General features: G+C 66.0%; 24 protein-coding genes. 11 read left to right on the top strand and 13 right to left on the bottom strand.

All coding sequences use genetic code 11. From position 1 onward, the window contains the following. Nucleotides 1-34: 34 nt before the first annotated feature. Nucleotides 35-292 (bottom strand): hypothetical protein, encoded by a 258-nt coding sequence (locus ACQP0C_RS34160; protein WP_433726768.1) that lies wholly within the window; start codon nucleotides 290-292, stop codon nucleotides 35-37. Between the two features lie 378 nt (nucleotides 293-670). Here ACQP0C_RS34160 and ACQP0C_RS34155 point away from each other — a divergent pair, with 378 nt between their 5' ends. Together ACQP0C_RS34155 and ACQP0C_RS34150 are read left to right on the top strand one after the other, a co-directional pair. Continuing rightward, nucleotides 671-1,525, top strand: a complete 855-nt coding sequence (locus ACQP0C_RS34155) for a 3-hydroxyacyl-CoA dehydrogenase (protein ID WP_433726766.1) — start codon at nucleotides 671-673, stop codon at nucleotides 1,523-1,525. A 152-nt stretch (nucleotides 1,526-1,677) separates the two neighbouring features. Further along, nucleotides 1,678-2,196 (top strand): hypothetical protein, encoded by a 519-nt coding sequence (locus ACQP0C_RS34150; protein WP_433726764.1) that lies wholly within the window; start codon nucleotides 1,678-1,680, stop codon nucleotides 2,194-2,196. On the opposite strand, the gene ACQP0C_RS34145 is transcribed toward ACQP0C_RS34150, so the two are convergent. The 5 genes from ACQP0C_RS34145 to ACQP0C_RS34125 all read right to left on the bottom strand — a co-directional run bounded on the left by ACQP0C_RS34145 (nucleotide 2,193) and on the right by ACQP0C_RS34125 (nucleotide 8,482). Then, nucleotides 2,193-3,518, bottom strand: a complete 1,326-nt coding sequence (locus ACQP0C_RS34145; protein ID WP_433726762.1) for a DUF5933 domain-containing protein — start codon at nucleotides 3,516-3,518, stop codon at nucleotides 2,193-2,195. The two genes, ACQP0C_RS34150 and ACQP0C_RS34145, sit on opposite strands and share 4 nt — an antisense overlap. Nucleotides 3,519-3,734: 216 nt before the next feature. Next, entirely contained in the window at nucleotides 3,735-4,607 is an 873-nt protein-coding gene (locus ACQP0C_RS34140) for a universal stress protein (protein WP_433726760.1), read from the bottom strand. A 268-nt stretch (nucleotides 4,608-4,875) separates the two neighbouring features. After that, nucleotides 4,876-6,615, bottom strand: a complete 1,740-nt coding sequence (locus ACQP0C_RS34135; RefSeq protein ID WP_433726758.1) for a sensor histidine kinase — start codon at nucleotides 6,613-6,615, stop codon at nucleotides 4,876-4,878. A gap of 59 nt (nucleotides 6,616-6,674) precedes the next feature. Further along, nucleotides 6,675-7,322 (bottom strand): response regulator, encoded by a 648-nt coding sequence (locus ACQP0C_RS34130; protein ID WP_433726756.1) that lies wholly within the window; start codon nucleotides 7,320-7,322, stop codon nucleotides 6,675-6,677. 140 nt (nucleotides 7,323-7,462) lie between these two features. Continuing rightward, the gene (locus ACQP0C_RS34125) at nucleotides 7,463-8,482 is read right to left on the bottom strand and encodes an Acg family FMN-binding oxidoreductase (protein WP_433726754.1); all 1,020 of its coding nucleotides are present in this window, start codon (nucleotides 8,480-8,482) and stop codon (nucleotides 7,463-7,465) included. Nucleotides 8,483-8,693: 211 nt separating this feature from the next. On the opposite strand from ACQP0C_RS34125, the gene ACQP0C_RS34120 reads away from it, so the two are divergent. Together ACQP0C_RS34120 and ACQP0C_RS34115 are read left to right on the top strand one after the other, a co-directional pair. Further along, a complete protein-coding gene (locus ACQP0C_RS34120; protein ID WP_433726752.1) occupies nucleotides 8,694-9,455 on the top strand; it encodes a sigma 54 modulation/S30EA ribosomal C-terminal domain-containing protein in 762 nt (253 codons plus the stop codon). Continuing rightward, a complete protein-coding gene (locus ACQP0C_RS34115; protein ID WP_433726750.1) occupies nucleotides 9,452-9,898 on the top strand; it encodes a pyridoxamine 5'-phosphate oxidase family protein in 447 nt (148 codons plus the stop codon). Before ACQP0C_RS34120 ends, ACQP0C_RS34115 begins: the two co-directional genes overlap by 4 nt. Nucleotides 9,899-9,952: 54 nt before the next feature. Here the strand turns inward: ACQP0C_RS34115 and ACQP0C_RS34110 are convergent, their stop codons facing one another. Continuing rightward, a complete protein-coding gene (locus ACQP0C_RS34110) occupies nucleotides 9,953-10,795 on the bottom strand; it encodes a DUF1460 domain-containing protein (RefSeq protein ID WP_433726748.1) in 843 nt (280 codons plus the stop codon). A 716-nt stretch (nucleotides 10,796-11,511) separates the two neighbouring features. On the opposite strand from ACQP0C_RS34110, the gene ACQP0C_RS34105 reads away from it, so the two are divergent. Further along, nucleotides 11,512-12,141, top strand: a complete 630-nt coding sequence (locus ACQP0C_RS34105) for a hypothetical protein (protein WP_433726746.1) — start codon at nucleotides 11,512-11,514, stop codon at nucleotides 12,139-12,141. Nucleotides 12,142-12,403: 262 nt separating this feature from the next. Here the strand turns inward: ACQP0C_RS34105 and ACQP0C_RS34100 are convergent, their stop codons facing one another. Genes ACQP0C_RS34100 through ACQP0C_RS34085 form a run of 4 tightly spaced genes read right to left on the bottom strand, consistent with a single transcriptional unit; the run spans nucleotide 12,404 to nucleotide 16,553 of the window. Next, on the bottom strand, nucleotides 12,404-13,498 hold the full coding sequence (locus tag ACQP0C_RS34100; RefSeq protein ID WP_433726744.1) for an ABC transporter ATP-binding protein: 1,095 nt from the start codon (nucleotides 13,496-13,498) through the stop codon (nucleotides 12,404-12,406). A gap of 48 nt (nucleotides 13,499-13,546) precedes the next feature. Continuing rightward, nucleotides 13,547-14,401: a carbohydrate ABC transporter permease gene (locus tag ACQP0C_RS34095; RefSeq protein WP_433726742.1), complete on the bottom strand. Its 855-nt coding sequence runs from the start codon at nucleotides 14,399-14,401 to the stop codon at nucleotides 13,547-13,549. Then, entirely contained in the window at nucleotides 14,398-15,243 is an 846-nt protein-coding gene (locus ACQP0C_RS34090; RefSeq protein ID WP_433726740.1) for a carbohydrate ABC transporter permease, read from the bottom strand. The genes ACQP0C_RS34095 and ACQP0C_RS34090 overlap by 4 nt, the downstream gene beginning before the upstream one ends. Before the next feature lie 2 nt (nucleotides 15,244-15,245). Next, entirely contained in the window at nucleotides 15,246-16,553 is a 1,308-nt protein-coding gene (locus ACQP0C_RS34085) for an ABC transporter substrate-binding protein (protein WP_433726738.1), read from the bottom strand. A 289-nt stretch (nucleotides 16,554-16,842) separates the two neighbouring features. On the opposite strand from ACQP0C_RS34085, the gene ACQP0C_RS34080 reads away from it, so the two are divergent. Next, nucleotides 16,843-17,064, top strand: coding sequence for a hypothetical protein (locus ACQP0C_RS34080; RefSeq protein WP_433726736.1), 222 nt, complete (start codon nucleotides 16,843-16,845; stop codon nucleotides 17,062-17,064). Then, nucleotides 17,064-18,353 carry a hypothetical protein gene (locus ACQP0C_RS34075; RefSeq protein ID WP_433726734.1) on the top strand — a complete coding sequence of 430 codons (1,290 nt, stop codon included), beginning with the start codon at nucleotides 17,064-17,066 and terminating at the stop codon, nucleotides 18,351-18,353. The genes ACQP0C_RS34080 and ACQP0C_RS34075 overlap by 1 nt, the downstream gene beginning before the upstream one ends. Nucleotides 18,354-18,361: 8 nt before the next feature. On the opposite strand, the gene ACQP0C_RS34070 is transcribed toward ACQP0C_RS34075, so the two are convergent. Further along, nucleotides 18,362-19,384: a class I SAM-dependent methyltransferase gene (locus tag ACQP0C_RS34070; protein ID WP_433734729.1), complete on the bottom strand. Its 1,023-nt coding sequence runs from the start codon at nucleotides 19,382-19,384 to the stop codon at nucleotides 18,362-18,364. A 619-nt stretch (nucleotides 19,385-20,003) separates the two neighbouring features. Between ACQP0C_RS34070 and ACQP0C_RS34065 the strand changes: the two genes are divergently transcribed. Next, nucleotides 20,004-20,882 (top strand): alpha/beta fold hydrolase, encoded by an 879-nt coding sequence (locus tag ACQP0C_RS34065; RefSeq protein ID WP_433726732.1) that lies wholly within the window; start codon nucleotides 20,004-20,006, stop codon nucleotides 20,880-20,882. A 53-nt stretch (nucleotides 20,883-20,935) separates the two neighbouring features. Further along, a complete protein-coding gene (locus ACQP0C_RS34060; RefSeq protein WP_433726730.1) occupies nucleotides 20,936-21,979 on the top strand; it encodes a GlxA family transcriptional regulator in 1,044 nt (347 codons plus the stop codon). Here ACQP0C_RS34060 and ACQP0C_RS34055 read toward each other — a convergent pair. Then, nucleotides 21,933-23,213, bottom strand: coding sequence for a lipase family protein (locus ACQP0C_RS34055; protein WP_433726728.1), 1,281 nt, complete (start codon nucleotides 23,211-23,213; stop codon nucleotides 21,933-21,935). The two genes, ACQP0C_RS34060 and ACQP0C_RS34055, sit on opposite strands and share 47 nt — an antisense overlap. Nucleotides 23,214-23,461: 248 nt before the next feature. Here ACQP0C_RS34055 and ACQP0C_RS34050 point away from each other — a divergent pair, with 248 nt between their 5' ends. Both ACQP0C_RS34050 and ACQP0C_RS34045 read left to right on the top strand, forming a co-directional pair. Continuing rightward, nucleotides 23,462-23,932 carry a MerR family transcriptional regulator gene (locus ACQP0C_RS34050; RefSeq protein ID WP_433726726.1) on the top strand — a complete coding sequence of 157 codons (471 nt, stop codon included), beginning with the start codon at nucleotides 23,462-23,464 and terminating at the stop codon, nucleotides 23,930-23,932. Continuing rightward, nucleotides 23,929-25,161: an alpha-hydroxy acid oxidase gene (locus ACQP0C_RS34045; protein WP_433726724.1), complete on the top strand. Its 1,233-nt coding sequence runs from the start codon at nucleotides 23,929-23,931 to the stop codon at nucleotides 25,159-25,161. Before ACQP0C_RS34050 ends, ACQP0C_RS34045 begins: the two co-directional genes overlap by 4 nt. Nucleotides 25,162-25,238 lie beyond the last annotated feature (77 nt).

The raw sequence follows: 25,238 nt of genomic DNA, 5'->3' as shown, positions 1-25,238 counted from the left end.
CAACGGACACAGGGCCTTTCGCGTCGCGTCGGGATCAGGGCAGCGGAATCCATTGGCCGAACAGCCAGAATCCGTGTCCGGCCGGCTGCTGATCCGGCCGCTGCTGATCCTGATGCTGATCCGGTCGCTGCTGGTCGCGTCGCTCTTGCTGATCGTGCCTCTGCTGCTGCTCGGCGGCCGGACGCTGATCGGCCCCCGGATCGGCACTCGCCACACCGGCGCCGACACCGAGCAGACCGACGAGCACACCGCCCGCGATGGCACCCTTGGCCAGCTTCGACTTGATCTTCATCCACATTCCTCCTGTTGTCGGGCCTCGATCCGAGGCCGTCGACCCGTTCGAACCGGACCGACACGACAATCCTCTGGGCTCGGTATTTGCGTCCCCTAGGCCGTGGCTGTGAGTTAGCTGTATGAACTACCCGGCCGCTTCTGCACCGCGCGACGGTTCATCCGCAGTGCCCGACGCCCTTGTGCGTTGCACAAACTCTCGATCATGTTGCGTGTGAACACAACCCGCGCGATGTGCTGGCTGGATAGCCGGGGGTACGCTCAACTATCGGCGGCATGCTCGATCAGCTCACCAGATCGTTGCCGGATTCTGCGCGGCCTTCGGCGACCCTGATGATGTCACGGGGCGAACTTCGCCTCGTGGAGGAAGGAGAAGGCAATGACCATCCGGAAGGTGACCGTTCTCGGGACCGGGGTGCTCGGTTCGCAGATCGCGTTCCAGACCGCGTTCCACGGATTCGCCGTCACCGCCTACGACATCAGCGACGACGTGCTGGCCGGTGCCCGCGACCGCATTGCGAAGCTGGTGGCGACCTATCGCGACGAGGTGTCCGGGGCGGGCGGCGGCAAGGCCGAAGAAACCGCGGCGGGCATCGCGCTGACCACCGATCTCGCCGCGGCGGTGCGGGATGCCGATCTGGTGATCGAGGCGGTGCCGGAGGTCCTCACCATCAAGGAGCAGACCTATCGGCAGTTGGGCGAGCTCGCGCCGGAGCACACGATCTTCGCCACCAACTCCTCCACCCTGCTGCCCAGCGATATGAAGGACTTCACCGGTCGGGCGGACCGGTTCCTCGCATTGCATTTCGCGAACCAGGTGTGGAAGTACAACACCGCCGAGGTGATGGGCACACCCGAGACCGATTCGAAGGCGTACCAGGCGGTGGTCGAATTCGCCACGGCAATCGGCATGGTGCCGATCGAATTGCACAGGGAAAAGGCGGGCTACGTCCTCAATTCGCTGCTCGTGCCGCTGCTCAACGCCGCAATGTCGCTGAGCGCTGGCGGCTTCGCCGAACCGGAAGCGGTCGACGATACCTGGCGGATCGGCACCGGCGCACCGTACGGGCCGTTCCAGATTCTCGATGTCATCGGCCTCACCACCCCCTACAACATCCTCGTCAACGGCGGCGAGGACGGGCAGCAGCTCGCGGCCTGGCTCAAGACCAATTACATCGACAAGGGCAAGCTCGGCATCGCCACCGGCGAGGGCTTCTACAAATACACCGCGTAGTTCACAGTTCAGAAGTACCGAGCTGTTCCCGTCCGCGTGCATCGGGGTGCACTCGAGTTGCTTCGGCCGCCGCTGGTGCGCAACGGGTTTCGGGCCGGTGGCCATCGCCGAAAGCGCAGCCCAGTGCCGGGTAGCGAACTAAAATCGCTTCGGTGGGGCAGGACTCGTCGACGAAAGATGGTGCGGCGCGGTCGAAGCTGGTGCGCCTTGCGGTAATCGGTGGCGTTGCGGTGGTGATCGTGCTGGTTGTGATCGTGGCGTTGGTGGTCGGCTCCGACGACAGCGGCAGCGTGGCCGCTCCGGTCGACCGCCCGAACGATACGACACCGGTGGCCGCGGTGTGGGCGGTGCCGAAAGTGTTTCTGGGCGAATGGAAGGGCATTGCCAGCGACGGTCACGCCGCACACGACATCGTGTTGACCATCAAGTCCGGTAAGAATGCCGAGGAGGTCGCCGCCTCCTCGGATACCGATCAGAGTTCTGGTAACCGCTGCGATCGCATCGGACGTATGGTCAGCGGCACCGAGACCGAACTCGTCTTCGCCGCGCGACTGACCGGCGGTATCGGTTGCGAACTCGGCATATCGACGGTCGAGCTGCGACCGGATGGCACCGTCACCTACCGCGCGGGTCAGGGCGGTGCCATTACCGGCACACTGCGCAAGAGCTAGCTGCTCGATACCTTTTCGCGGATATCCGCTTCGGCGAACCAGGTTCGGTAGAAGGTGTACGCCAGCGCGGCGAAGACACCGAGCAGCGCGACGCCGAACGGGAACGGGGAGTTCGCCATTGGCAGCGCGAAGTAGCGGACGCACAGGAGTACGCCTGTGAATGTCGCGATACCGAAGGCCACCACCCGGGCGCGTCCGCGGTCCCAACCCCGGTCGGGATCGCGCAGAACCGATTCCACGGTCAGGCACAGTGTCGCGCCCGCCACCAGATCGACGCCGTAGTGCGCACCGAGGCCGAGCGTCGCGATCAGTGTGCAGACCAGCCAGAACCCGCCACCCCAGCGCAACCAGAGCGGCCCGCGCCGGGAATGAATGAACAGCGACAGCGCCCACGCGGTATGCAGTGACGGCATGCAATTTCGCGGGGTGATCCCGTCGAACCGCATCGATTCGACCGAGGACGGTAGTGCCGCAACGATATTCGGCCAGACATCGGCGAGTTCGAAACCATGTCCTTCCGGCCCGAAGGCGAGCACCGGTCCCACCACCGGGAAGACCACATAGAACAGCGGACCGACCACCCCGAGGGTGAGGAATGTTCGCACCAGGTAGTGCCGAGGCCAGATCCCGGTCGTCACATTGCGCAGCTGCCAGGCGGCGACCACGATCGCCGCCACCGGCAACTCGAAATACACCCACCGCACCACACCGAGTGGTACCGGTCCCGCCGCGTCGAGTGCCTGCCCGACCAGCCACGACGGATTTCCGAGCGCGTGATCGGCTAGTTCCGCATAGGGATCGAGCACCATGGGGCAGGCCCACGCGGTGATGTCCAACCAGATCTCGCCGACCTTCGTCGCCAGGATCAGCAGCGCACCGAGCGCGATGGTCCGCAGCGCCGTTTCCCGCCGTGCCCCCGTCCAGCGCACCGCGGCGATGACGGCCAGCGCCGTCAACACAATGGTCGGACCATTGCCGACGGTGAACGACCGCCCCTCGATCGCCCGAATGATCACAAAGATCACGTCGATACCGATCGCGGCCGCCAAGGCGCGCAACCGAACCGGCCCCGAAACCCCGATCAGCGCCAGCAGAAATCCGGCCCATGGTGTGGTCGCGGACTTGGGCCGCCCGATGTAATCCCAGGAAAGGCTGGTCAGCGGTCCCAACGCCTCGATATGCACGGCCATGAGCTGCCCCGCGACGAGCACCAGAACCGCGCCCGCGATGCTGCCCCAGATCAACCGAGATCGAAACCGACGCGCAACGCCCACTCGCTCGCCAGGTGGACTGGAACTGTCTTGCGCGTCGTAAATCAGCATTCCGACATCGTAAACACGACGTGAACACCGCTGTGCGCGCCGATTAACGGAGCCTGTGAGTTCCGGTCGAGGCGCGGTCGCGGCGCCCCTACTCGGAGCTGAACTCACTCATGGCAATGGCGCCGAGCAAGACGGTGCCGCCGCGCCCATCGTCCAACGGACGCGTGCGTGCCGGTCACGACCGGAATGGCCGAATCCCCTGGGACGGTGTCGGATTCAGGGGCGGGCGATGATCATAGGGCAGTCGGTGGCGTGCAGGACGGCTTGGCTGACCGAGCCGAGGGTCATGCCCGCGAAACCGCCGCGGCCGTGGCTGCCGACGACGATCAGTTGGGCGTCTTCGGATTCGGCGAGTATGCGTCGGGCCGGGCGGTCCTCGGCGACCACTCGCTGCACCTCGAGGTCGGGGTACTGTTCCGCGTAACCGGCCAGGCTCTCGGACAGCAGCTGCTCGGCCTCTTTCTGCATATCGGCGCGGGCGATGTAGCGGTTGAATTCGGACCAGGTGAGTACGGCGCGCACGGCGGTGTCGCGTCGCGCGGCCTCATCGAAGGCGATCTCGATGGCGCGGACGCTGGCGGGTGAACCGTCGACGCCGACCAGGACCGGACCGAGCAGCCGATCCGGTGTGTAGTTCTCGGGTTCGGGGATGACCGCGACCGGGCAGTGCGCGTGGCGGGCCACGGCGGTGCTCACCGAGCCGAGTAGGCCGCGGCGGAAGGCGCCGAGGCCGCGGGTGCCGACGACCAGCATGCGGGCGTCCTTGGATCGATCGAGCAGGACCGGGATCGGCGGCGCTTCGACCACGAAGGTGCTGATGTCGAGTTCGCCGACGGGTGCGGCCGCGGCGGTGGCGAATTCGCTTGCGGCGGCGACGGCCGAGGCACCGGTGGCCCGGTAGGCGTCGTAGTCGATGCGGTCGAAGGCGATTCCGGGACCGAAGTCCATCGGGGCGCCGATGCCGTACACGATGTGCAGGGGTGCGTGGTGGTGGATGGCGTCGACGGCGGCCCAGCGCACGGCCTCGGCCGCGACCCCGGAGCCGTCGATACCGACGAGCACGGGGGGATTGATGGTGTTGGCGGACATATGATTTCGCCCTTCTGCGGGACCGATACTGCCTACTGTGGGCGGACGACCATGGTGCCGTCCGCACCCGCCGCGCCGATCGCGACCAGATGCGCCGCCTCCGACCGGGCAGTGTCGGTTCGGATCCCGATCGATCAGCTACTCGAAGACTAGGAATCGGAGGCGGTCCGGCACGCCTGGCGTTGGTCATGAACCGCAAGGCACAAAGGCCGCTCCTGAGGTATCCGCGTGGCCCTATGCGGCTATCGTTCGGCCGGATCGCGCATGACTACCCGGGCAACGGTGCCGACCACCGCAGCACCGTGCCCCCCTCCTCGCCTTTGGTCACGCTGAAGCTGCCGCCCGCCTGCTCGGCCCGCGCCGCCAGATTCGCCAGCCCGCTCATCCGCTGCACGTCATCGGGCATGCCGGTACCGTCGTCGGTCACCTCGATGGTGACGTCGTCGCGCACCCGCAGCTGGACCGAGAGCGTTGTCGCATGCGCGTGCCGCACCGCATTGCTCACCGCCTCGCGCAGCACCGCCTCGACATCGTCCGACAGCGGCGACTCCAACACCGACACCGGCCCCGCGAGCCGGATCGTGGTGCGCAGCCCGCTTTCGCCGACCATATCCGCGATCACGCCGTGCAGGCGCTTGCGCAGCGTCGGCGCACCCGCGGTGGTGGCGCTGTGCAGATCGAAGATCGAGTGCCGGATGTCCTGCACGATCGACTGGATGTCCTGAATGGTATCGGCGAGCCGGGCTTTGACCTCGGGCACGCGGGCCCGCTGCGCGGTGCCCTGCAGCGACAGGCCGACCGCGAACAGTCGCTGGATGACGTGGTCGTGCAGATCGCGGGCGATCCGGTCGCGGTCGGCGAGCACATCGAGCTCCCGCATCCGCCGCTGCGTGTTCGCCTGCCGCAATGCCAGTGCGGCCTGGTCGGAAAAGGCGGCCATCATCGATTGCCCGGCCGCGTCCAGCGGCTGGGCGCCGTTGGACCGCACGGTGGCGAGTACACCGATGACCGCGTCTTCGGCTCGTAGCGGCAGGATCAGTGCCGGGCCGTATTTTTTCGGCACATCGAAGATCGGGCTGAACTTCAATTCGTCGATCGCGATCACCCGTCCGTTGCGGAACACCTCCGCGGAATGTGATTCGCCCATCGGGATTCGGTGTCCGAGCAGTTCATCCGCGCCGACTCCCGCGGCGGCGACCACCACCAGCTCGGTGACATCTTCGGCGGGGACGTCGGAATCTTCGGGGAGGGCCAGGAACGTGCAGGCCGACTGGGTGAGGTGCAGCGCCCGATCGGCGACCAGTTCGAGGGCGGCGCCGGGTTCGCCGCCCGCGAGCAGTTCGGTGGCCACATCACGGTTGGCCTCCAGCCACTGCTGCCGGATTCGGGACTGTTCGTAGAGCCGGGCGTTGGCGATGGCGATACCCGCGGCGGCGGCCAGCGCCTGCACCACGACCTCATCGTCCTCGGTGAACTCCTGGCCGCCGGACTTCTCGGTGAGGTACAGATTGCCGAACACTTCGTCACGGACCTTCACCGGAACGCCGAGGAAGGTGCGCATCGGTGGATGGTGGGCGGGGAAGCCGACCGATGAGGGGTGCTTGGAAAGGTCGGTCAGCCGAATGGGTTTGGGTTGTTCGATGAGCAGCCCGAGCACACCGTGACCGCGCGGCAGATCGCCGATCATGACCCGGGTCCGATCGTCGATGCCCTCGTAGACGAATTCGGCGAGCTGGTGGCTGGACTTATCGGTTTCGCGCACACCGAGCGCCCCGTATCGGGCGTCCACCAGTTCGATGGCGGTGTGCACGATCGAGCGCAGCGTGTTGTCGAGGTCGAGCCCGGCGGTCACCACCAGCATCGCCTCTAGCAACCGGTCCATCTGATCGCGGACGCCGACGATCTGCGCGATCCGATCCTGAACCTCGCCGAGCAGCTCACGCAATCGCAGCTGCGACAAGGTTTCGGTCACCGGTGTCCGGTCGGACAGCTCCGACTCGTCTTCCATATCCTGCATTTTCGCACGTGTGGTGCGCGGCGAGGCGATGTCGATTCGCTGAGCGCTGCTCAGTCCGGTTTCGTCGGCGTGTTGAGCTTCGAGGCGAGCACCGCGGCCTGGGTGCGTCGCTCGACCCCGAGTTTGGTCAGCAGTCGGGAGACGTAGTTCTTGACGGTCTTCTCGGCCAGGAACATCCGAGTGGCGATCTGCCGGTTCGTCAGCCCCTCACCCAGCAGATCGAGCAGCGTCCGCTCCTGGTCGGTGAGGTTCGCCAGCGGCCCGTTCTTGGCCCCGGCCTCCTCGCGCAGCTTCGCCATCAGGGCGGCGGCCGCACGATTGTCCAGCAGGGACTTGCCCGCGCCGACCTCGCGAATGGCCTCGACCAGTTCCAGGGTGCCGATGTCCTTGACCACATATCCGCTGGCCCCGGCGAGGATGGCATCGAGCATGGCCTGCTCGTCGGTGAACGAGGTGAGGATCAGACAGCGCAGCGTGGGGTGGTGGTCCAGCAGTTCGCGGCACAGTTCGATGCCATTGCCATCGGGGAGCCGAACGTCGAGGACCACGACCTGCGGTCGCAGCGCGGGAATGCGTGCCAAGGCCTGCGCGACGGTGCCCGCCTCGCCCACCACATCGAGATCCGGTTCGGCATCGATCAGATCCTTCACACCGCGGCGCACGATCTGGTGGTCGTCGACCAAGAACACACTGGTCATCACGGAGCACCTTCCTCCAATACCACTTCAGCGTACTGACCGGCCCGGTGCGGCGTGTCGGAGATGGTCCCCGGATCGGTGACGAAAGTCCCTTAGTTCCTGCTGGAGTTGGTCGGCTCGGGATCAAGAGCGCGGCGCGACTACCGCTCGGGCTTTTCGTCGCTCATCGTGAGGATGTCGGCGAGCGGGCGGCGCGGTGTCGGCTGGGGCGGCGGTTCTTCCTCGGGGGCGGAGCCGACGCGGATCACGACCTGGGGGACACCCGGGTGGGCGAGCATGCGCGCGATGGCCGTTCGGCTGGCGGGTATCTCGGTGATGTGGGTCAATGCGCAAGTGGCCGAACCGGTCGCCGCGCATTCCAACAGCACAGCCGAGAGGGCTTCGCCGGTGTGCAGCCACGTTGTGATGGATTCGCTGGACGAGCTGAGCACCAGCACGCGCGCGTGGTCCTCCTGCAGGTTGGCGCGGCGCGCGGAATGCGGTGCGGACGGGAAGGTCCGCCCGACGCCGACGCGGGCGAATTCGGCGTCGGAGACGAGCGCTTCGCGCGGAACGCCCTCGGCATCGCCGGAATGTCCACTCCACCAATGTAATTCGGTCTGATAGGGCATATCGTAGCGGCGGGTTGCGGTGGCCTGCGCCGAGGCCGCCGCGATGTCGGCCGTCGCGTTCTCGTCGAGGACGTCGAGTTCGAGGTCGTGCGGGGTGACCAGCATCCGTGCGGTGTGCATGAGCTGGGCCCAGTTGGTCGGCGGGTAGAACGGCAGCCGATCGGTGTACCGGTGATCGATGGCGCGGGCGCGGGCCAATATGCCGATCGGGGGATCCGGCCAGGGGCGGAACTCGATCACCGCCAGATAGTCGGAGCGCCCGGGTTCGGGCAGCCGCGTCGTATCGGTGTGCCACCCCACCGCGGCGAAGGCCGTACGGACGTGGTGCAGCATCGCGCCGCAGCTGATCACCAACTGCCTGCCCATGGGGTCGGCCGAGGTCAACAGCCGGTCATTGTCGCGGTACAGGTGCATCCGGGCGCCGTCGAATACCCAGTGCCACGGCTGGGTGTTGTGCACCGACGGCGCCCGACTGGCTTGGCCCATGACTGCCAGCACCGTCGCGCCGTTCGGCGCAGTACCTACCGAGGAGGAGCCGTTATCGGTCATACCGTCGAGTGTCGTCCGGCGCTGTGGCGTTCGATATGGGCTTTGCGCCCGTTCTCGAAGGCCCATGGTCACCCCGGCCGGTGTGCGATCCAGCGGCGCCGCGACGAAACCAAGGTCCTCGATTCGCGTGCCCTTCGGCCCTGTTCGGCATGCGCGCGCCGCGGCGACACTGCCAGCGTTGGGTGCACTGTGTCCGAAGAAAGGGTAACGAGTGAGTACATCCGAACTGTGTTCGACCGGAACGGTTTCTAACGGGGTCTGCACCACGCGGGGCGCGGTGGACCCCGTGCAGATCTCCCGCACGATGCGCGCGATCGACCGGGTACTGCGCTGCCACCGAGTCGATGCACCGGCACGGGTGCGGCTCATCGGCTCGCCGTGTGCGGATGGGCCCATGTTGGCGCAGGCGAATGTGGTGTTCCGGGATCTCATTGTGCGCGCTCAGGTTCCTGGGCCGACCGGATTCATCGCGACCGTGATCGCCGACCGGCTCGACCGGCAGCTCGCGCGGCTGATCTCCGGTGATATCCCGCGGTACTGGCCCGATCCGGCCCGTCCACCGTTGGCGGCGAGCACCGAGGAACGCCCGATCGTGCGCGAGAAGTCCTGCGCCCTGCTGACCGGGACGCCGACCGATGCGGTGCGGGCGATGGAGGCGATGGACTACGACGCCTACCTGTACACCGATGCAGAAACCGGCGAGGACGCCACCGTCTACTGGGCGGGCCCGCTCGGCGTGCGCTTGGCGCGTCAGCATCGAGGGCAGCCGCCCGAGTCGATCTCGGGGCTGTCGCTGACCATGAATCCGCACCCGACGCCGCGGCTGACCCGCGCCGAGGCCGCGGCCCGGCTGTGCCGGTACGGCCTGCCGTTCCTGTTCTTCACCGATCCGGGCAGCGGACGGGGACGATTGCTGTATCGCCGCTACGACGGTGCGCTCACGCTGGTCCTACCCGAGGCGGCTGCGCGATGATGACCGAGTTCACCGCGAGCGACCACCCGGGGCATGCCGTTGTGGAACTCGATCGCAATACGGCATTGAGCCTGCTCGCGACGGTCCAGCTCGGTCGAGTGGTGTTCAGCCGCAACGCATTACCCGCGATCCGCCCGGTCAACCACCTGGTCGAGCCAGACGGCCGGATCATTGTGCGCACCCGCGTCGCGTCCAGACTCACCTTGGCCGTGCGCGCCAATTCCGATGTGGTGGTCGCCTACCAGGCCGACGATATCGACCCGCAGCTGCGCACCGGGTGGTCGGTCGTGGTGACCGGTCTCGCCCGCACCGTCACCGATCCCGTCCGTATCGCCCGCTACGAGCGCCTGTTGCACTCGTGGGTCGACCGGGTCATGGACGCCGTCATCGAGATCGAACCGTCCATCGTCTCCGGCATCCGCCTCATCGAACAGGTCGCCTGAGCCTGCTGGGACCGGCAGCTGTCGACGGCGATGCCGATCCGGACGGCCCGGTGACTATTGCGGGCGCAGGACGACGATGCCGGGCGTGGAGCGGACGTAATCGGTGAACGGGGAGTCGACGACCTTGTTGTTGGCGGCCAAGGAGGAAGCGTTGCGGAAGACCGGGCCGTTGGGTGTCATGACGAAGATGCCCACATGGGTTACGTCCAGGCCGGGCTGGTCGGCGTAGGCGCCGATGTAGTCGCCGGTGCGGAGCTCGGCGATGACGGTCTCGTCGACGGCGCCGCTCGGGATGTAGGTGATATCGCGATCGACCAGTGGTAGGCCGGGAAGGTACTGCCCACCATCGGCTTTCGCATTGAGGCGCTTGGTGACGGTCACGGCGGCGGGGCCGAGCGCCGCGGTGGTATCGGTGGCGGCGATGCGCGCGGTATGCGACCAATCGCTGAAGAAGTGTTTGCGCTGTTGGAATTCGACGCGTCCGTCGGTGTAGCGGGTCTCGATCAGGTTCGCCACGAACTGATCCCGGTCGGTGGACCTGCTGAGCGCTTCGACGTAGTCCAGGTAGGTGAAGCAATCCACCCGCCGCATATCGATGACCAGCTGTTCGGGCTGACTCGCCGAGCCGATGAGCAGGTCCGCGCCGTACGGCGTGCCGAGGAACCGACTCGACAGCAGGTCGATCAATTCGCCCTTGCTGCGCGCGCCCGGCGTGGCCGCCCGCAATGCGAGCAACTCATCGATCTTCCGCGCGGTGACGTCATCGATGGCCGCGCTCGGCGTACCGACCGCCGCTGGCAGCGCCGGCAGGGCAATGCCGACGAGCGCCAGCACGACGAGCAGTATGCGAGCGATGGTGCGCAAGAAGCCTCCAGCAGGGTGCACGGTCGCGATCACTGCTGCCACCGTAGTCCGGAGGCTGCCCGAAACCGGCATCGAACTCGAAAATCCCACGGGCTCTTGATGATCGCGCCGTGGCCTCCGAAGCGAGTCGGACATTCCGAGTCGAACAGTTCGGTCACGGACAAGTCTCGATGTTGCCGTTTCGTTATCTGAAAACGGCCTCGGTCGACCGATCACGCCTGAACGAGCGCCGTGAGCGTGGTCGTACAGATGCACGCGCGTGCCCCGCGGCCGTACCTGCGGCGCTCGGCGCGCTGATTCCCGGCAGATGTGGCAGGCTCACTCATCGAGGCCGGGGTGCAGAGGATTCGACTCGCACAACGGTCGGCGCGACCACGGGAGACCCCAGCTCCGGCTGGGGTCTTCGTGTGTTCATGGCGCCTTCGGGACCGACGCGCATGACGTGGATTACATTTCGGGTTCCCTGGCTCTGTTAAGCATCAGTTACCCGCGATGGCTATCGCGGTGAAGCCTTCGTTAAGGTTCGTTACGGCGTGCGTTCTGGATTTGTGACGCCGGAATCGGCGTGTGAGGATATTTTTCGATAGCGCACGAACAAAACATCCCGAAGCGTTTACCAAGGGCAGGATCCGGTTTCCACCGTCGCGCCGGATTCGGCCTCCTTCGGTGTGTTCGAATGCGGGTCGAATCGCCACTTCTGGCTGTCTTGCGCATATCCGCGCGCGAAAAATATCTGAGGAATGGTGTACGTGAGTGGGTTTTGGAGTCTGAGCTCGTCGGCGGCCTGTGTCAGCGTCGGTATCTCATTGTATGGGGTCATCGCATATCTGGCCGGAATTCTGGACGGCGGTACGCGCCCGCGCATGGCGTCGTGGGTGGCGTGGTGTACGGCCAATACCGTATTCGCGGTGGTCGCGTATCTCGAGGGGGCCTATCTCGCGGCCGGTATCAATGCGGCGTCGGCAACTATGAACGCCGCGGTCATCGCCCTCGGTCTGCGGCGTGGGGTGAGTCTGCGGCCGGGGGACAACATAGATTGGGCGTGTCTGCTCTCGTCCATTGCATGTGTGCTGGTCACCGTGGAGATCTCGGAGAAGACGTTCGGTGCGCTGCTGGCCATCTGCGCCAATCTCATCGCCACCGTCCCCACGCTGCGACACGCCTGGTCGAAACCCCGGGAAGAAACCTGGCAAATGTTCGCGGCGAATGCCTTCGCCGGGGCACTCGGAGTGTTCGGGGTACTGCTGGCGAGCGGATATCAATTCGCCACGGTCGCCGGTCCATTGATCACCGCCATCGGAAATGTTGGTCTGGTGACGCTTACGGTCGGCCGCGGCCGAATTGCCGAACCCGCCGTCGTGCCCATGCGAGTTGGTTAGCGAAATGCGATCGATCATCTCCAACTTGGGCGATTGTTTTTCGGATCCGGGTGAACTAACGCCCGGGCAGGCGCAGCGCGCACTCGCCGTACATCGATTGTGTTCTCCGAGTTGTCTAATTCTTCAGCAGGCCGAGCGCACCCTCGGCGTCGAAGATCGAGGCGGACCATCGTTCGGGGCACTGTCATCGGATCGAATCGGACACATCGGCAAATATCCGTCCATCGAATTGATCGGATACGGTGAGGTCAGTACCGGATATCTACGCTGATTGTTCCAGCAATAATCCGGTTTCCGGGTCGTACCAGCGACAGGCCAGTGGTGGCAGGTGCAGCTTCAGTGCACTGCCCTGGTCGGCTCGGAAACTCGGCCGCGCCTGGATCTTCACCACCTGACCGCTGACGTCGGTGGTCAGCAGGGTCGACGAGCCGAGCGGCTCCAGCACCTGGAGTTCGCCGACGAGTGCATTGTCGTCGGGGTTGTCCGCGCCGACGACAATGGCCTCGGGCCGGATGCCGAGATCGAGCTTGCGGCCGCGCAACGATGCGAGCCCCGCGGGTACCGGCAGCGACTGCCCGCCCAGGTCGATGCGCGGTCCGGCATCGTCCACCTCTACGGTCCCGGTGAGGAAGTTCATCGGCGGGCTGCCGAGGAAGCCGCCGACGAATTCGGTTGCGGGACCGTCGTATACCGCTGTCGGCGGGCCGCATTGGACGATCGCCCCGTCGCGCATCACCGCGACACGGTCGCCCAGTGACAGCGCCTCCAGTTGGTCATGGGTGACGTAGATCGTGGTGGTACCCAGTTGGCCGACCAGTTTCTTCAACTCGGCGCGGAACGAAAGCCGCAGCAGCGCATCGAGATTGGACAGCGGCTCGTCCATGAGCAGCACGTCGGCATCCATCACGATCGCCCGCGCCACCGCGACGCGCTGGCGCTGGCCGCCGGACAACTTCGCCGGATACCGGTCCAGGTAGGGCGTCAGCTGGAGCAGATCCGCCGCCCACGCGACCTTGCGACGGATCTCATCGGCGGGTACGCCGCGTACGCGCAGGCCGAAGCCGATATTGTCGGCGACCTTCTTATTGGGGAAGACGGCATAGGACTGGAACACCATCGACAGGTTGCGCCGACGGGGTTCCAGGTAGGTGACGTCGTTGCCGCCGATGACGATCTGCCCCGAATCCGGCAGTTCCAACCCGGCGATCATGCGCAACAGGGTCGTCTTACCGCAGCCGGACGGCCCGAGCAGCACCATGAATTCGCCGTCGGACACCTCGAGTGAGACCTGGTCGGTGGCGCGCGTCGAGCCGCCGGGATAGGTCTTCACCAGATCCCGCAGAATCACTTCAGCCATGAGCACACCTCTGTCATCCGCGAAGCCATGTCATCGCGCAAACCTCTGTCATCTCAGCGTGGTCCCCCACATATTCACCAGGTAGCGCCGCATGACGAAGATGAACGCCAGCGCCGGAATGATCAGCGCGAAGCCGCCGGCGAACCGGTACGGGGTCGACGCCTCGCCGAGCGTGGTGAGCACCTGCGCGGGCAGCGTGCGATGGCCGAGCGTCACGATGGTCGCACCGAGGATCTCGTTCCACGACAGCACGAAGGTGAAGATCGATGCTGCCGCGAGTCCGGGAAGCGCCAGCGGCACAACGACCTTGCGCGCGGCCTGCCAACGCGTACAGCCGAATACCCGAGCGGCCTCCTCGAGGTCGGCGGGTACCGCGACGAAGATGCTGGCCGTGATCAGCACGGTCGTCGGCAGGGCGAGGGTGGTGTGCACCAGCGTTACCGCGAAGACGGTGTCGTAGACGTCCAACCGCAGGAACATCGTGGCCAGCGGCACCGAGAGCACCACGATCGGCAGCGCGCGCACGAACAGGATGAATACCTGGTAGGTGTCCTTACCGCGGAAGGCATTGCGGGCCAGCGCGTATCCGGCGGGCGCACCGATGGCCAGGGACCAGAACACCGTGTAGAGACCGACGAGCACTGAGTTGCCGAGCGCTGGCAAGGTGCCGGTGGCCCGAAAGAACGAATGCAGTGTCTCGGTGGAGAATTCGCTGGGCAACAACGGCTTCGGGAACTCGTTGAGCGCATCGCGCGAGGACACCGCGGCGAGTCCGATGAGCACGATCGGCAGCGCCATGAACAGCGTCACCGCGATGCACGCGACCTGCACGCCGATGGCGCGCCACCGCCGCCGGCGCAGCGGTGCGCGGTCGATCGGCGGCAGCGCGGTCGGCTCGGTCATCGCGACCCCTCCGGTGCCCGCACGGTCCGCAGATAGAACACCGCGGTACCGAGCGAGATCGCCAGCACCACAAGGGAAACGGCGCTCGCGACGGCCGGGTTCTGCAGATTCGAGTACCACTCGTAGGTCTCACCGACCAGCAGCGGAAAGTCGCGTCCGGTGAGCGCCTGCGCCACCGCGAACGCCTGTAGCGCCAGGATCGTCCGCAGGATCAGCGCCACCTGCAGACTCGGCCCGAGCTGCGGCAACGTCACATGCCGCAGCCGCTGCCAGAAATTGGCGCCGAATACCTGCGCGGCCTCGTCGTAGTCGCGCGGGATCAGCTGCACCCCGGCCACCACGATGACGAATACCAGCGACGTCGCCCGCCAGATCTCGGCGATCACCACCGCGAGCAGCATCGTGCCGGTGTGCTGATAGTTGAGCCACTGCACGCCGTCCTGCGACAGGCCGAGCCAGACCAGCAGGGAGTTCAGATAGCCGCGATTGCCGAAGATCGATAGCCACACCAGACCGGCGGCCAGTTCGGAGACCGCCAGCGGCACACACCACAGGTAGAAGTGGCCGCCAGCGAATCGTGGCCGCGCCTGCATCAGCAATGCCATACCGACCGCGAGCACCAGCTGGATCGGCACCACGATAACGATCAGCAGCAGCGTATTGCGCAGTGCCGTCAGGAAATACGGATCATCGAACAAGCGCCGCCAATGCTCGAAGGTGAATCCGCTGCCGTCGCTGAAGGCGTCCACCACGGCCCGTACCAGCGGCCAGCCGAACAGCGCGGCCAGCAGCACGATAGAGGGCAGCAGCAGGATCCAGGGGGAGCCGAGTCGGGCGCGCATTCCTACTCCACCCCGCAGCTCTCGGCGGCCGGGTCGGGTGCCCAGCACGGCACCTTCAGCTCGTCGAGTATGCCCTGCAGCACCCGCGCCTGCTGGTCGAGCGTGGCTCGAATATCGGCTCCGTCCAACACAATCGAACGGAAGCTGTCCTTGAACACCTTGCTCACCTCGCCCTCGCGCTGGCCGAGGCCGACCGGCGGCAGCGACAGGATCGCGCCCTGCGCCTGCTGCTGTCGGTGCACGGCATCGGCCTCGAGTTTCACCGCCGGTGGCAGATCGTCCGGGATGGCGGTATCGACGGACGGAAAGAAGCCATTGGATCGCAAGAGCTCGATCTGGGTTTCCGGCTTGGTGAGCGCGCTGATCGTGCGCTGGGCGAGTTCGGCATCGGTGCTGCCCTTGGGAATCGCGAGTCCGGCGACCACGGCCATATAGCCGAGGCCGCGCGCACCGCGCGGTGCGGGCAGCATGCGCCAGTTTCGCGGGTCGCGCTCGGGCGCGTGGACCAGGCGCACGACGTGATCCCATGCCATGCGCACCTCGCCGCTGGCCAGCGGTTCCTGCATGAAGTCGTAGTTCGTACTCGCCTGGGCGCAGTTGGCCCACAGTTCGCGCAAGTACCGCCACGCCGTGACGGCCGCATCCGAACGGAAGGTGGTGATCTGGCCGCCGGTGAACGAGGGCAGCAGATAGCCCTGGGTGAACCGGTGCAGCAGACCCTTCGGACCGGCGGGCAGGCCGAGCATCGGCCGGTTGCCATTGGCGCGACGCGCCGCGATGGCCCAGTCGAGGAACTGGTCGTAGGTCAGCGCCGCGGCGTCCGCACCGGAGGGCAGGTGTTCGAGCGCGTCGGCGTGCGCGGCGAGCACGTAACTCGCAGTGGCCCACGGGATATACCAGGTTCGATCGGTACCTGCCTTCGCAAGCTGGAGGTAGGCGGCGGGCCAGCCGCGGTTGCCGAGGTCGGCCAGCAAACCGGTGAGGTCCTGGAGATAGCCGTCGGCCAGCGGTGCGATATCACCGTGCAGACCGCCGAGCAGACCGACTTGCGTCGAGCCCGCGCCGACCTGACTGCGCACCTGGCCGGCGAATGGGCTTTCCTCGATGGTGACATAGCTGACGCCGGGCGCGGTCTTGCCGAGCAGGTCGCGGAAACGTTCGGCCTCGTCGGCGGGCCGGAATTGGGTGGACAGGAAGAGCATGCCGCCGCTGCCGGTGGTGGCGAAGCCGGTGCATGCGGCGGTGAGCGCGACCGCGCCGAGGCCGGTCGCGCCGAGGAACGATCGGCGCGTCAGGCCCGATGTCGGCACAGGTGGCTCCCGGCGCAGTAATGAACCCGGGTGAGCCGACACGAATCCATCATGCCCCGATACAAACAGATGCTCGCGATGCGCCGATCGCGCAACTTCCCATCACTGAGAACAAAAATCCGAGTTGCGTTGCGGCGCAAATAAAAAGGAAGTCGCACCTCTCAAAAAGTTATGAACTTCTTTGGATAACGAATTCTTTACGCACGGCCACGCCGGGCGGTCGGCACACCTATGCTCGAAGCCTTCACGAGTGAGTAACGCTGGGATACATGAAGAAACGAGTAGCCGTATGACCGCCAGGTCCGACCTCGAACGCGAACTACACGGGCCATTGGCGGCAGCCGGGTTCCTCACCGAACAAGAGGCCGCCGAGTTGCTGGTGATGTTCCGCGCGGCCAAGCAATTGGAGACGGCCGCACTGATCGAGGCCATCGATGAGATGGTCGGTGCCCTGCCCCGGCCGTTTCGCGCGGTGACGAAGAAGATCATGTTCGGGAGTCGGCTCGGCTGATGGGTGATCTGGTAACCGGTGCCCAGATCGTGCTGCTGTCACGAACTTTGCACGCCCCGGTGGAGCGATTGGCGCATCTGGAGCGGTTGGGCAGCGAGAATCTGCACCAACTCCAGGAACGGCTGGCCGGTCTGATCTTCGATCAGCACAACGAGACCTTCGAGCGGATCAGCAAACTGGTGCCGATCATTCCGCTGCGCATCTCGATGCCGCTGGTGCAGCGCCTGGTGCCACCGATGATGACGGGCCGGGCCGCGGGCGCGGTCGGCGTCGACCATCCGAAGAAGGCGGCCGAGACGGTCGCCATGCTCGCGCCGGCGTATGTGGCCGACTGTGCGCCGTATATGGATCCGCGTACCGTCGGCCAGCTCGCCGATGTGGCGCCACCGGAACCGATCGTGCGCATCCTCAACGAAATGCTGGCGCGCAAGGACTACATCACCGCCGGACCATTCCTCGATGCCTTTGCCACACCGGAATTGGTGCTGGCCATCGAACAGGGTGTGCTCGATGACGAGGGCCTGATCTTCTCCGCCGCCTATGCCTATTCCGTCAATGGCGTGAGCGCCATCCTGCGCCAGCTGCTGGCCGGGCCGCGGCAGCGGGCGCCGCGGATGTTGCACACCGTGCTCACCGGGTCGACGGGGCTGCAACTGGCCGCGCTGGCGGCATTCGCGCGCTGCGACCCGGATCTGATCGCGGCGATCGGCGATGTGCTGTTCAGCATCGGATCCGTCGAATTGATCGGCAATCTCATCGCGACCTATCTGCGGGCTGGTGCGGTGCCGGAGTTGCTGACGTTCATCGGACACCTGAGCCCGTGGGGGCTGGGCAACCTGGCCGTGAATCCGATCCTGGGGAACGATGCGGCGCTGGCCGGACTCATCGGCGGCCTCGAGGGCCGTATCGAATCCGAGCTGTGGCGTGGACTGTTCAACCTGATCGAAAACGCCGACGCCGGGATCCAACACCGCGCGGTGGCCCTGCTCGCGCAGTTGAGCGACGCGATGGTCGCCGCATTGCCCGGTATCGCCACCGACGCCCACTTCTGGCCCTTGCTGCTGCGCCTGATCGCGGCCACCGATGTCACTGTGCGCGCCCGGTTCGAAGCGATGTGGTCGGCATTGCCTCCGGAGCGCCGCATCGATCTGGAACATCGCATCAGCGCCCTCGGACTGGATATCCATCTGGCACCGATCGCCGCCGCGACGACGCTATCGGTGGACGAGGTGTTCTATCGGCGACGTCAGATGCGTCGTCGGTACGATGCCGCGCAGACCTGGGACTGATCCGGCGCTCAGCTCTTCCTTGCCACGTAGTAGCTGTTGAGGATGTCGGCTTCGACGTGCTCGATATCGATGGACGCGAAGCCCGCTTCGCGGAGCATGCGCGTCGCGAGCTGTTCGCCCCACATGGTGCCGAGGCCGTCGCCGCCGAGTGCCAGCGACACCGTCATGCAGTGCATCGTGGAGATGCCGTACAGGCAGGGCCCCACGGGGTGGTCCAAGTTCTCCTCCAGGTTGCTGGAGGCCTGCACGTCCACCATCAGGAAGGTGCCGTCGTCTTTCAATGCCTCGGCGATGCCGCGCAGCACCTGTTTCGGATGGGCCTGGTCATGGATCGTATCGAAGGCGGTGATCAGGTCGAACCTCTTGGATTCGGCCAGATATGTGACATCGCGCAGTTCGAAACTGGTATTGGCCAGGCCCATCGCCCGCGCCTGCGCGCGGCCCGCCGCGACCCCTTCCTCCGAGAAGTCGAAGCCGACAAAGTGGCTATTGGGAAATTCCCTGCCCAACAGGTTGATGGCGTGCCCGCTGCCGCAGCCGATATCGGCGACCACGATGCCCTGGCGTAGCCGCTCGGGCAGTCCCGGCGCCAGCGTGATGGTGACGTCGATCAGCGCGACATCATGAACCGCGGCACTCTCCTCGGCCGCGAGTTGCTGAAATCGCCCGTACTTCGCATACCCGACGCCGCCACCGTGGCGGAAACAGTCGATGATCTCGGGCTCGACGCTCGCGGCCAGCGGCACGAACTGCGTGAGGGATGCGATATTGTCCGGGCCGGCCGCCCTGGTCAGCGCGGTGGCGTGCACCGGAGGCAGTGCATATGTGCGATCGGCGGGGTGGTAGTCGACGATCCGTCCGACGGTGAGTGCGGCGAGCCATTCGCGCACATATCGCTCGTTCAGCTTCGCGGCCTCGGCGATCTGCGCGCTCGTCGCGGGCGGCATCGTGCTCATGGTGTCGAAGAGGCCGGTCTGGTGGCCGATGCTGATCATCAGTGCCAGGAATCCGTCATTGACGATGTCCAGCATCCGGGTGCCGAAGGCCTCGGCGCGCGCGGCGAATTCCGGATCCGCCTCAGCTGCGCGGTCATGGGCTGCCAGCGTTCGTGCGTTGTCCGACATGGTGTTTCACGCCTCGGCGTAGTCGGCGACGCCGTGGCGGTCGAGCATGACACAGCGGTTGTGCACCAGTCCGGACATGATCGTTCTCCTCGGTCCTGCGATCCGCGCCCCCACTCGCGCTGCGACAGCCACCCCACCCGCGGTGCTGTCGGAGACCCACGCCCATTGATTGTGACGCGCATCACAGTCTATTCAGGGGGTCGCCCAGCTGCAAGGTAGCTCCCGCTCGGCGCAGGCCATCGTTTTCGGGCGCTCGGCCATGGTCGGGAGCGGCGGGACGCGTTTGTGATCCCGCCGGACGGCTGTATGGCGTCGCGCGACAGGATTCGACGGCTCGCTGGCGTCGGTGCAGGTCGCTCGACCCGCAGGTCTCCTGGGTTCGGGGCCGATCGGGTCAGTCACTGACGAAATCCGCTGTGTCTATGACCGATCCCGCCGGGCCTACCGACAGCCGCTGTTTTCCGGCGTTCAATTCGACCCATATCGCGCACGTCGCGACGATCGAAATCGCCTGGAAGGTAAGCAAATGACCGAGTTCGTGACTTTCGAGGAAGGGCGCCTGGCCTGCGATGTCATCGGTGACGGGCCGCTGGTGGTGCTCTCACACGGCATCGGTACCTCGCGGCACGACTTTCGCCACCTCGTACCGCCACTGGTCGCCGCGGGATACCGGGTGGTGAACGCCGACCTGCGCGGACACGGCGAATCCAGTCTCGGCTGGCCCTCGGTCACCAGGAAGGCGGCCATCAGCCGGACCGACGTCGCCGGTGACCTGCTCAGCGTGATCCGGTACTTCGGCGGACCCGCGGCGATCGTCGGGCACTCGCTGTCCGGCGGCGCGGCGACCATCGCCGCAGCCGAGGCGCCGGAACTGGTCGCGGCCATCATCGAGATCAACCCGTTCACCAAGACCCAGCACCTGGACATGGGTGCCCTGTTCACCGTGCCGCGGTATCGCCGTGGGCTGATGCGATTGATGGGCACGCTGCTGCTCGGGTCGCCGAGACTGTGGCGCAGATACCTCGACTTCGCCTATCCGACCAAGCCGGACGATTTCACCGATTATCTCGATGACCTGATGCGGACCCTGCGCAAACCCGGCCGGTGGGCCGAATTCATGAAGACCGGCAGGACCACTCCGGCCGACGCCGAGGCCGCGCTGTCCGGCGTCCACCGTCCTGCGCTGGTCATCATGGGCGCCGCGGATCCGGATTACCCGGATCCGAAGGCCGAAGGGATGGCGATCGTGTCGGCGATGCCCATGGGTATCGGGAAGGTCGCGGTCGTCGACGGCGGCGGGCACTATCCGCACGCCCAGTTCGGCGACCGAGTCGCTGAACTGATCATTCCGTTCCTGCGCCAGTACGCCGCCGGTCTGCTAGAGCCGGCCTGGCACGCGGGGTGATCGGCTGGCACATTGCCGTGACAGCCATGGGTGCATGCGGTGATGATAGGGAAGTGTCGACGTCGCGAACGGTTGTCCTCGTGGTCTACGACGGGATCCAGCTGATCGAATTGGCCGGTCCCATGGACATTTTCGGTGCCGCGAACGCCGTTACCGGATCGCCGGTCTACCGGTTGGTGACGGCGGCGCCGCGCGCCGGCACCATCGCGGTGGAGGGCGGTGTGACGATGAATGTCGAACATTCCCTGGCGGAGATCGCCGCGGGTGACGACGAGATCGACACGATGATCGTCATCGGGGGCAACGGCGCCTTCGCGCCAACGGTATCGGCCGAGGTCGTGCGCGATCTTCCGGCCATTGCCCGGCGGTCGCGACGGGTCGCAGCGGTGTGCGCCGGTTCGCTGCTGCTGGCCGCGGGCGGGCTGCTCGACGGCTATCACGCGACAACCCATTGGGGTGCCTGCGCCATGATGGCCGAGCGCTATCCTCGGGTGACCGTCGAGCCGGACCGCATCTATGTCAACGACGGCAACCGGTGGACCTCGGCGGGGGTCACCGCCAGCATCGATCTCGCGCTGGCCCTGGTCGAGGCGGATCACGGCACCGAGGTGGCGCAGCTGATCGCCCGGTGGTTCGTCGTCTTCGCCCGGCGGCCGGGCGGCCAAGCGCAATTCAGCGCCCAGCTGCGTGTGCAACCGGCGCGCACCCCGGCCATCCGAGCCGTACAGCAGTGGTTGCCCGACCATTTGGACGAGGACCTGAGCGTGGCCGCGCTGGCATCGCGGGCAGGGCTGAGCGAGCGCGCCTTCGCTCGTGCCTTCCGCACCGAAACCGGAAGCACCCCAGCCGCTTTCGTGGAGAACCTGCGGGTGGAGGCGGCCCGCGGACTACTGGAGACGACCGATCTGACCGTATCCGCCATTGCCAAAGCGGTCGGCTACAAACACGGTGAAACGCTGCACCGGGTCTTCTCCCGGCAGCTGGCCACCACGCCCGATCGCTACCGGCAGCATTTCTCGATCACCCATTCGGTCACGGGCACAAACCATTTCAGCTCCCGGGAAAGCCCGGCGGCAGCGGCTGGAAATCGGCCTTGAACTTCGGTCCCGGCGCCAGGCCGCGCAGCACGGCGCTGGTCCAGGCGACCGCCGGCGGCCAGCCGGTGACCGCGTTGACGATGTGTTCGGGTACGGGAACGGTGTAGAAGCGCAGATCCGCGCCGCGCTCCCAATAGGTTTGGACGGTCGGCAACACCACCGAGGCAGGGATGAGTTCGTCCCACAGGCCGTGCCACCACAGGATCGGCGTATCCGGAATGTATTTGCCGAGGCTGTTGTCCTGCAGGACCTGCAGTACGCCCGGGGCGGACTCGAGTGATCTGCCGGGTTGGAAGTAGGCGCTGATGGGGCGGTAGACACCGGTGAGCGCAATGGTTGCGTAGCAACGACTTTGGATGTCCGCGACGATCTGCTGACCCGCCGCGGTCAGCAGATCGGCCGGATCGAAGATATCCGGATACTCGCGGGCGAGGCTCGCGAAGCCGAGCCACATGGTGAAGTTGCTGGTACCGGTCAGTCCGGGCTCCGGCTCGATCGCATAACGGGCCACCGCCGCCAGGTCGCCGGGTGTGCCGCCGATGGTGGTGCCGAGCAGCCGCACATCGGGTGCGTAGGACGCGCGCAACTCGGCCGCTCGAATGGAACCCGAACCGCCGCCGGAATATCCGTACAGCGCGATACCGGAATCGGCGAGTCCCAGGGCCGGATCGCTCTTCATCGCACGCAGACTGTCGAGGACCATCTTGCCCTCGGCGTAGGTGTTGAAGGTATTGAACTTTCCGTCGAAGTCCGGCACGTTGATCGCGAAACCCTGTGCCAGCCAATAGATCACCAGCGCCGACTCCTTCATGGTGCCGGTCTGCAAGGTGTGCGAGGGATTGCACGCCGAATCGGTGGAGTCGATCGCCTCCTGAAACGAAAGCACCGGCCGCGGGCTGCCCTGCCACGGAATACCCGGCACGACAACGGTTGTCGCGGTCACGATCGGGTTGTCGTGCACATCGTTCGACCGGAACAGCAACTGTTCGGTATAGACCGGGAAGGGGATGCCGAGCACGCGTGTCTGCACTTCCCGACTGCGCACGATCTGTCCGGGCCGATAGGACGCGAGATCCGCGGGATCGTCGTACCACGGGTCCTGATCCGGTGCGGGGATCGGCAATAGGTCGTAGATCTGCGGCTCGGTGGGCAGTTGCGGCAGCTGATTCTGATCCGGTGGGAAATTCGGCGGGAACGCCGGACCGGCCGCCGCGATACCGGTACTCACTGCCATCCACGCCGACACTGCCAGCACCGTGAGTCGCCGCCGAGATCGCCTCATCACATCCTCCGAATCTCCGTTGATCCGCCAGTCGATCATGCGGTTCCGCTTGCTGGATTCAGCTCACCGCAATCGGCGATCCTGGACCATCGGCAGGATGCAGAGTCTGGACCTCGGACTTTGTGCACATGCACAGCAGCAGTGGTCCGGGGCGCGGTGGTAGCGCCGAGCAGGAGCATTTCGACGCTACGCTTTAGAGCGTGCTCGAAGTCGAACCGCAGCCGGTATCCGAGTCCGCACGCTCCGAAGCCGTGGCGGGCGTGACCATCGCCGAAGCCGCTCGGCGCACCGGGGTCAGCGCACACACCCTGCGCTACTACGAACGCGCGGGCTTGGTCATCACCTCCGTCGAGCGCACCAATGGCGGGCGCAGGCGCTATCGGCCGGCGGACCTGACCTGGATCACCGTCTGCACCAGACTGCGAGCCACCGGCATGCCCATCAAAACCATCCGGCGCTATGCCCAACTGGTCTGCGCCGGGCACGGCAACGAGCAGGAACGGCTTGCCCTCATGGTGGCCCACCGCGCCGATGTGGCCGCCAAAATGGCTGAGCTGCAGGACAATCTGGAACTCATCGACCACAAGATCGATGTCTACCGCGGCCGACTCGACGCCGGTGACGCCGACGAATGGTGGGCGCCGCACGGCGTCCATTCCGGCCCGCGATGACCGCGCGCAGGCTGCCGCGCCCGCGCGAGTTCGCGCCGCTGGTGAAGTTCGAGCGACCGTTCGGCGGTAGGGCGCGCAGACTCGAACGTGCCCAGACGATTTGGGATCTGCGTGCGATGGCCCGTAAGCGCACGCCCAAGGTCGCCTTCGACTACACCGATGGTGCGGCCGATGCCGAAATCAGCCTGAACCGAGCCCGAGAAGCGTTCTCCGATATCGAGTTCCGCCCCGCGATCCTGCGCGATGTGGCCGCGACCGACACCACCGCGACCGTGCTCGGCAAGTCCGTCCAACTGCCGTTCGGCATCGCGCCCACCGGATTCACCAGGATGATGCACACCGCGGGGGAGTCGGCCGGAGCCCGCGCGGCCGAACGGGCGGGCATACCGTTCACGCTCTCGACCATGGGCACCACCGCCATCGAAGATGTCGCGGCGGTCACCGGGCCCGATGCGCGCAATTGGTTTCAGCTCTACATGATGACCGATCGCGACCGATCCCTCGCCCTCGTGGAACGCGCCGCGACAGCCGGATTCGACACCCTCGTGGTCACCGTCGACGTCCCCGTCTCCGGCGCCCGGCTGCGCGATATCCGCAATGGCATGACCGTTCCGCCCTCGATCACCTTCGGCGGCGCCATCGACGCCCTGCGCAAACCCGCGTGGTGGTGGGACTTCCTGACCACCGAACCGCTGGCCTTCGCCTCCCTCGACCGCTGGTCCGGCACGGTGGCCGAACTGCTCGATGCCATGTTCGACCCCACCGTCGGATTCGACGATCTGGCCGTGATCCGCCAGCACTGGCCCGGTCGGATGCTGGTGAAGGGAGTGCAGACCGTCGAGGATGCGCGACGGCTGGCCACACTCGGCACCGATGGCATCGTGCTGTCGAATCATGGTGGGCGCCAGCTGGATCGAGCCCCGGTGCCACTGCAGCTGTTGCCCTCGGTCGTGCGCGAAGTCGGCGCGGATATCGAAATCCACCTTGACACCGGCATCATGCACGGCGCCGACATAGTCGCCGCGCTGGCTATCGGCGCGCGTTTCACACTCATCGGCCGCGCCTACCTCTACGGCCTGATGGCCGGTGGCGAACCCGGTGTGGATCGGGCCATCGACATCCTGCGCGCCCAGATCGTTCGAACCATGAAGCTGCTCGGCGTCCGCAGCATCGACGAACTCGAACCGCGGCACGTGCAGCTACTCGGGCGCTATCGACCGATCGACTGAGACTCGTTGGATTCCAACCGATTTCACAGAGGCAGCAGTCTAGAGTACCCAGTGAAACCAGATATGAAACGTTGTTG

Origin of the sequence: Nocardia sp. CA-129566 (genome assembly GCF_050956075.1) — a bacterium.
Classification (GTDB): Bacteria; Actinomycetota; Actinomycetes; order Mycobacteriales; family Mycobacteriaceae; genus Nocardia.
The sequence above is the reverse complement of the archived record's forward strand: the minus strand, read 5'-3'. Positions and strand labels throughout refer to the sequence as shown.

Coding starts and splice junctions, on each gene's coding strand:
- ACQP0C_RS34065 (WP_433726732.1), top strand. CDS start 20,004: ATGACCGAGTTCGTGACTTTCGAGGAAGGGCGCCTGGCCTGCGATGTC.
- ACQP0C_RS34075 (WP_433726734.1), top strand. CDS start 17,064: ATGGGTGATCTGGTAACCGGTGCCCAGATCGTGCTGCTGTCACGAACT.
- ACQP0C_RS34090 (WP_433726740.1), bottom strand. CDS start 15,243: ATGCGCGCCCGACTCGGCTCCCCCTGGATCCTGCTGCTGCCCTCTATC.
- ACQP0C_RS34140 (WP_433726760.1), bottom strand. CDS start 4,607: ATGTCCGCCAACACCATCAATCCCCCCGTGCTCGTCGGTATCGACGGC.
- ACQP0C_RS34145 (WP_433726762.1), bottom strand. CDS start 3,518: ATGCTGATTTACGACGCGCAAGACAGTTCCAGTCCACCTGGCGAGCGA.
- ACQP0C_RS34135 (WP_433726758.1), bottom strand. CDS start 6,615: ATGGAAGACGAGTCGGAGCTGTCCGACCGGACACCGGTGACCGAAACC.
- ACQP0C_RS34115 (WP_433726750.1), top strand. CDS start 9,452: ATGATGACCGAGTTCACCGCGAGCGACCACCCGGGGCATGCCGTTGTG.
- ACQP0C_RS34055 (WP_433726728.1), bottom strand. CDS start 23,213: ATGGCAGTGAGTACCGGTATCGCGGCGGCCGGTCCGGCGTTCCCGCCG.
- ACQP0C_RS34045 (WP_433726724.1), top strand. CDS start 23,929: ATGACCGCGCGCAGGCTGCCGCGCCCGCGCGAGTTCGCGCCGCTGGTG.
- ACQP0C_RS34080 (WP_433726736.1), top strand. CDS start 16,843: ATGACCGCCAGGTCCGACCTCGAACGCGAACTACACGGGCCATTGGCG.
- ACQP0C_RS34160 (WP_433726768.1), bottom strand. CDS start 292: ATGAAGATCAAGTCGAAGCTGGCCAAGGGTGCCATCGCGGGCGGTGTG.
- ACQP0C_RS34130 (WP_433726756.1), bottom strand. CDS start 7,322: ATGACCAGTGTGTTCTTGGTCGACGACCACCAGATCGTGCGCCGCGGT.
- ACQP0C_RS34155 (WP_433726766.1), top strand. CDS start 671: ATGACCATCCGGAAGGTGACCGTTCTCGGGACCGGGGTGCTCGGTTCG.
- ACQP0C_RS34100 (WP_433726744.1), bottom strand. CDS start 13,498: ATGGCTGAAGTGATTCTGCGGGATCTGGTGAAGACCTATCCCGGCGGC.
- ACQP0C_RS34070 (WP_433734729.1), bottom strand. CDS start 19,384: ATGCTGGACATCGTCAATGACGGATTCCTGGCACTGATGATCAGCATC.
- ACQP0C_RS34125 (WP_433726754.1), bottom strand. CDS start 8,482: ATGACCGATAACGGCTCCTCCTCGGTAGGTACTGCGCCGAACGGCGCG.
- ACQP0C_RS34095 (WP_433726742.1), bottom strand. CDS start 14,401: ATGACCGAGCCGACCGCGCTGCCGCCGATCGACCGCGCACCGCTGCGC.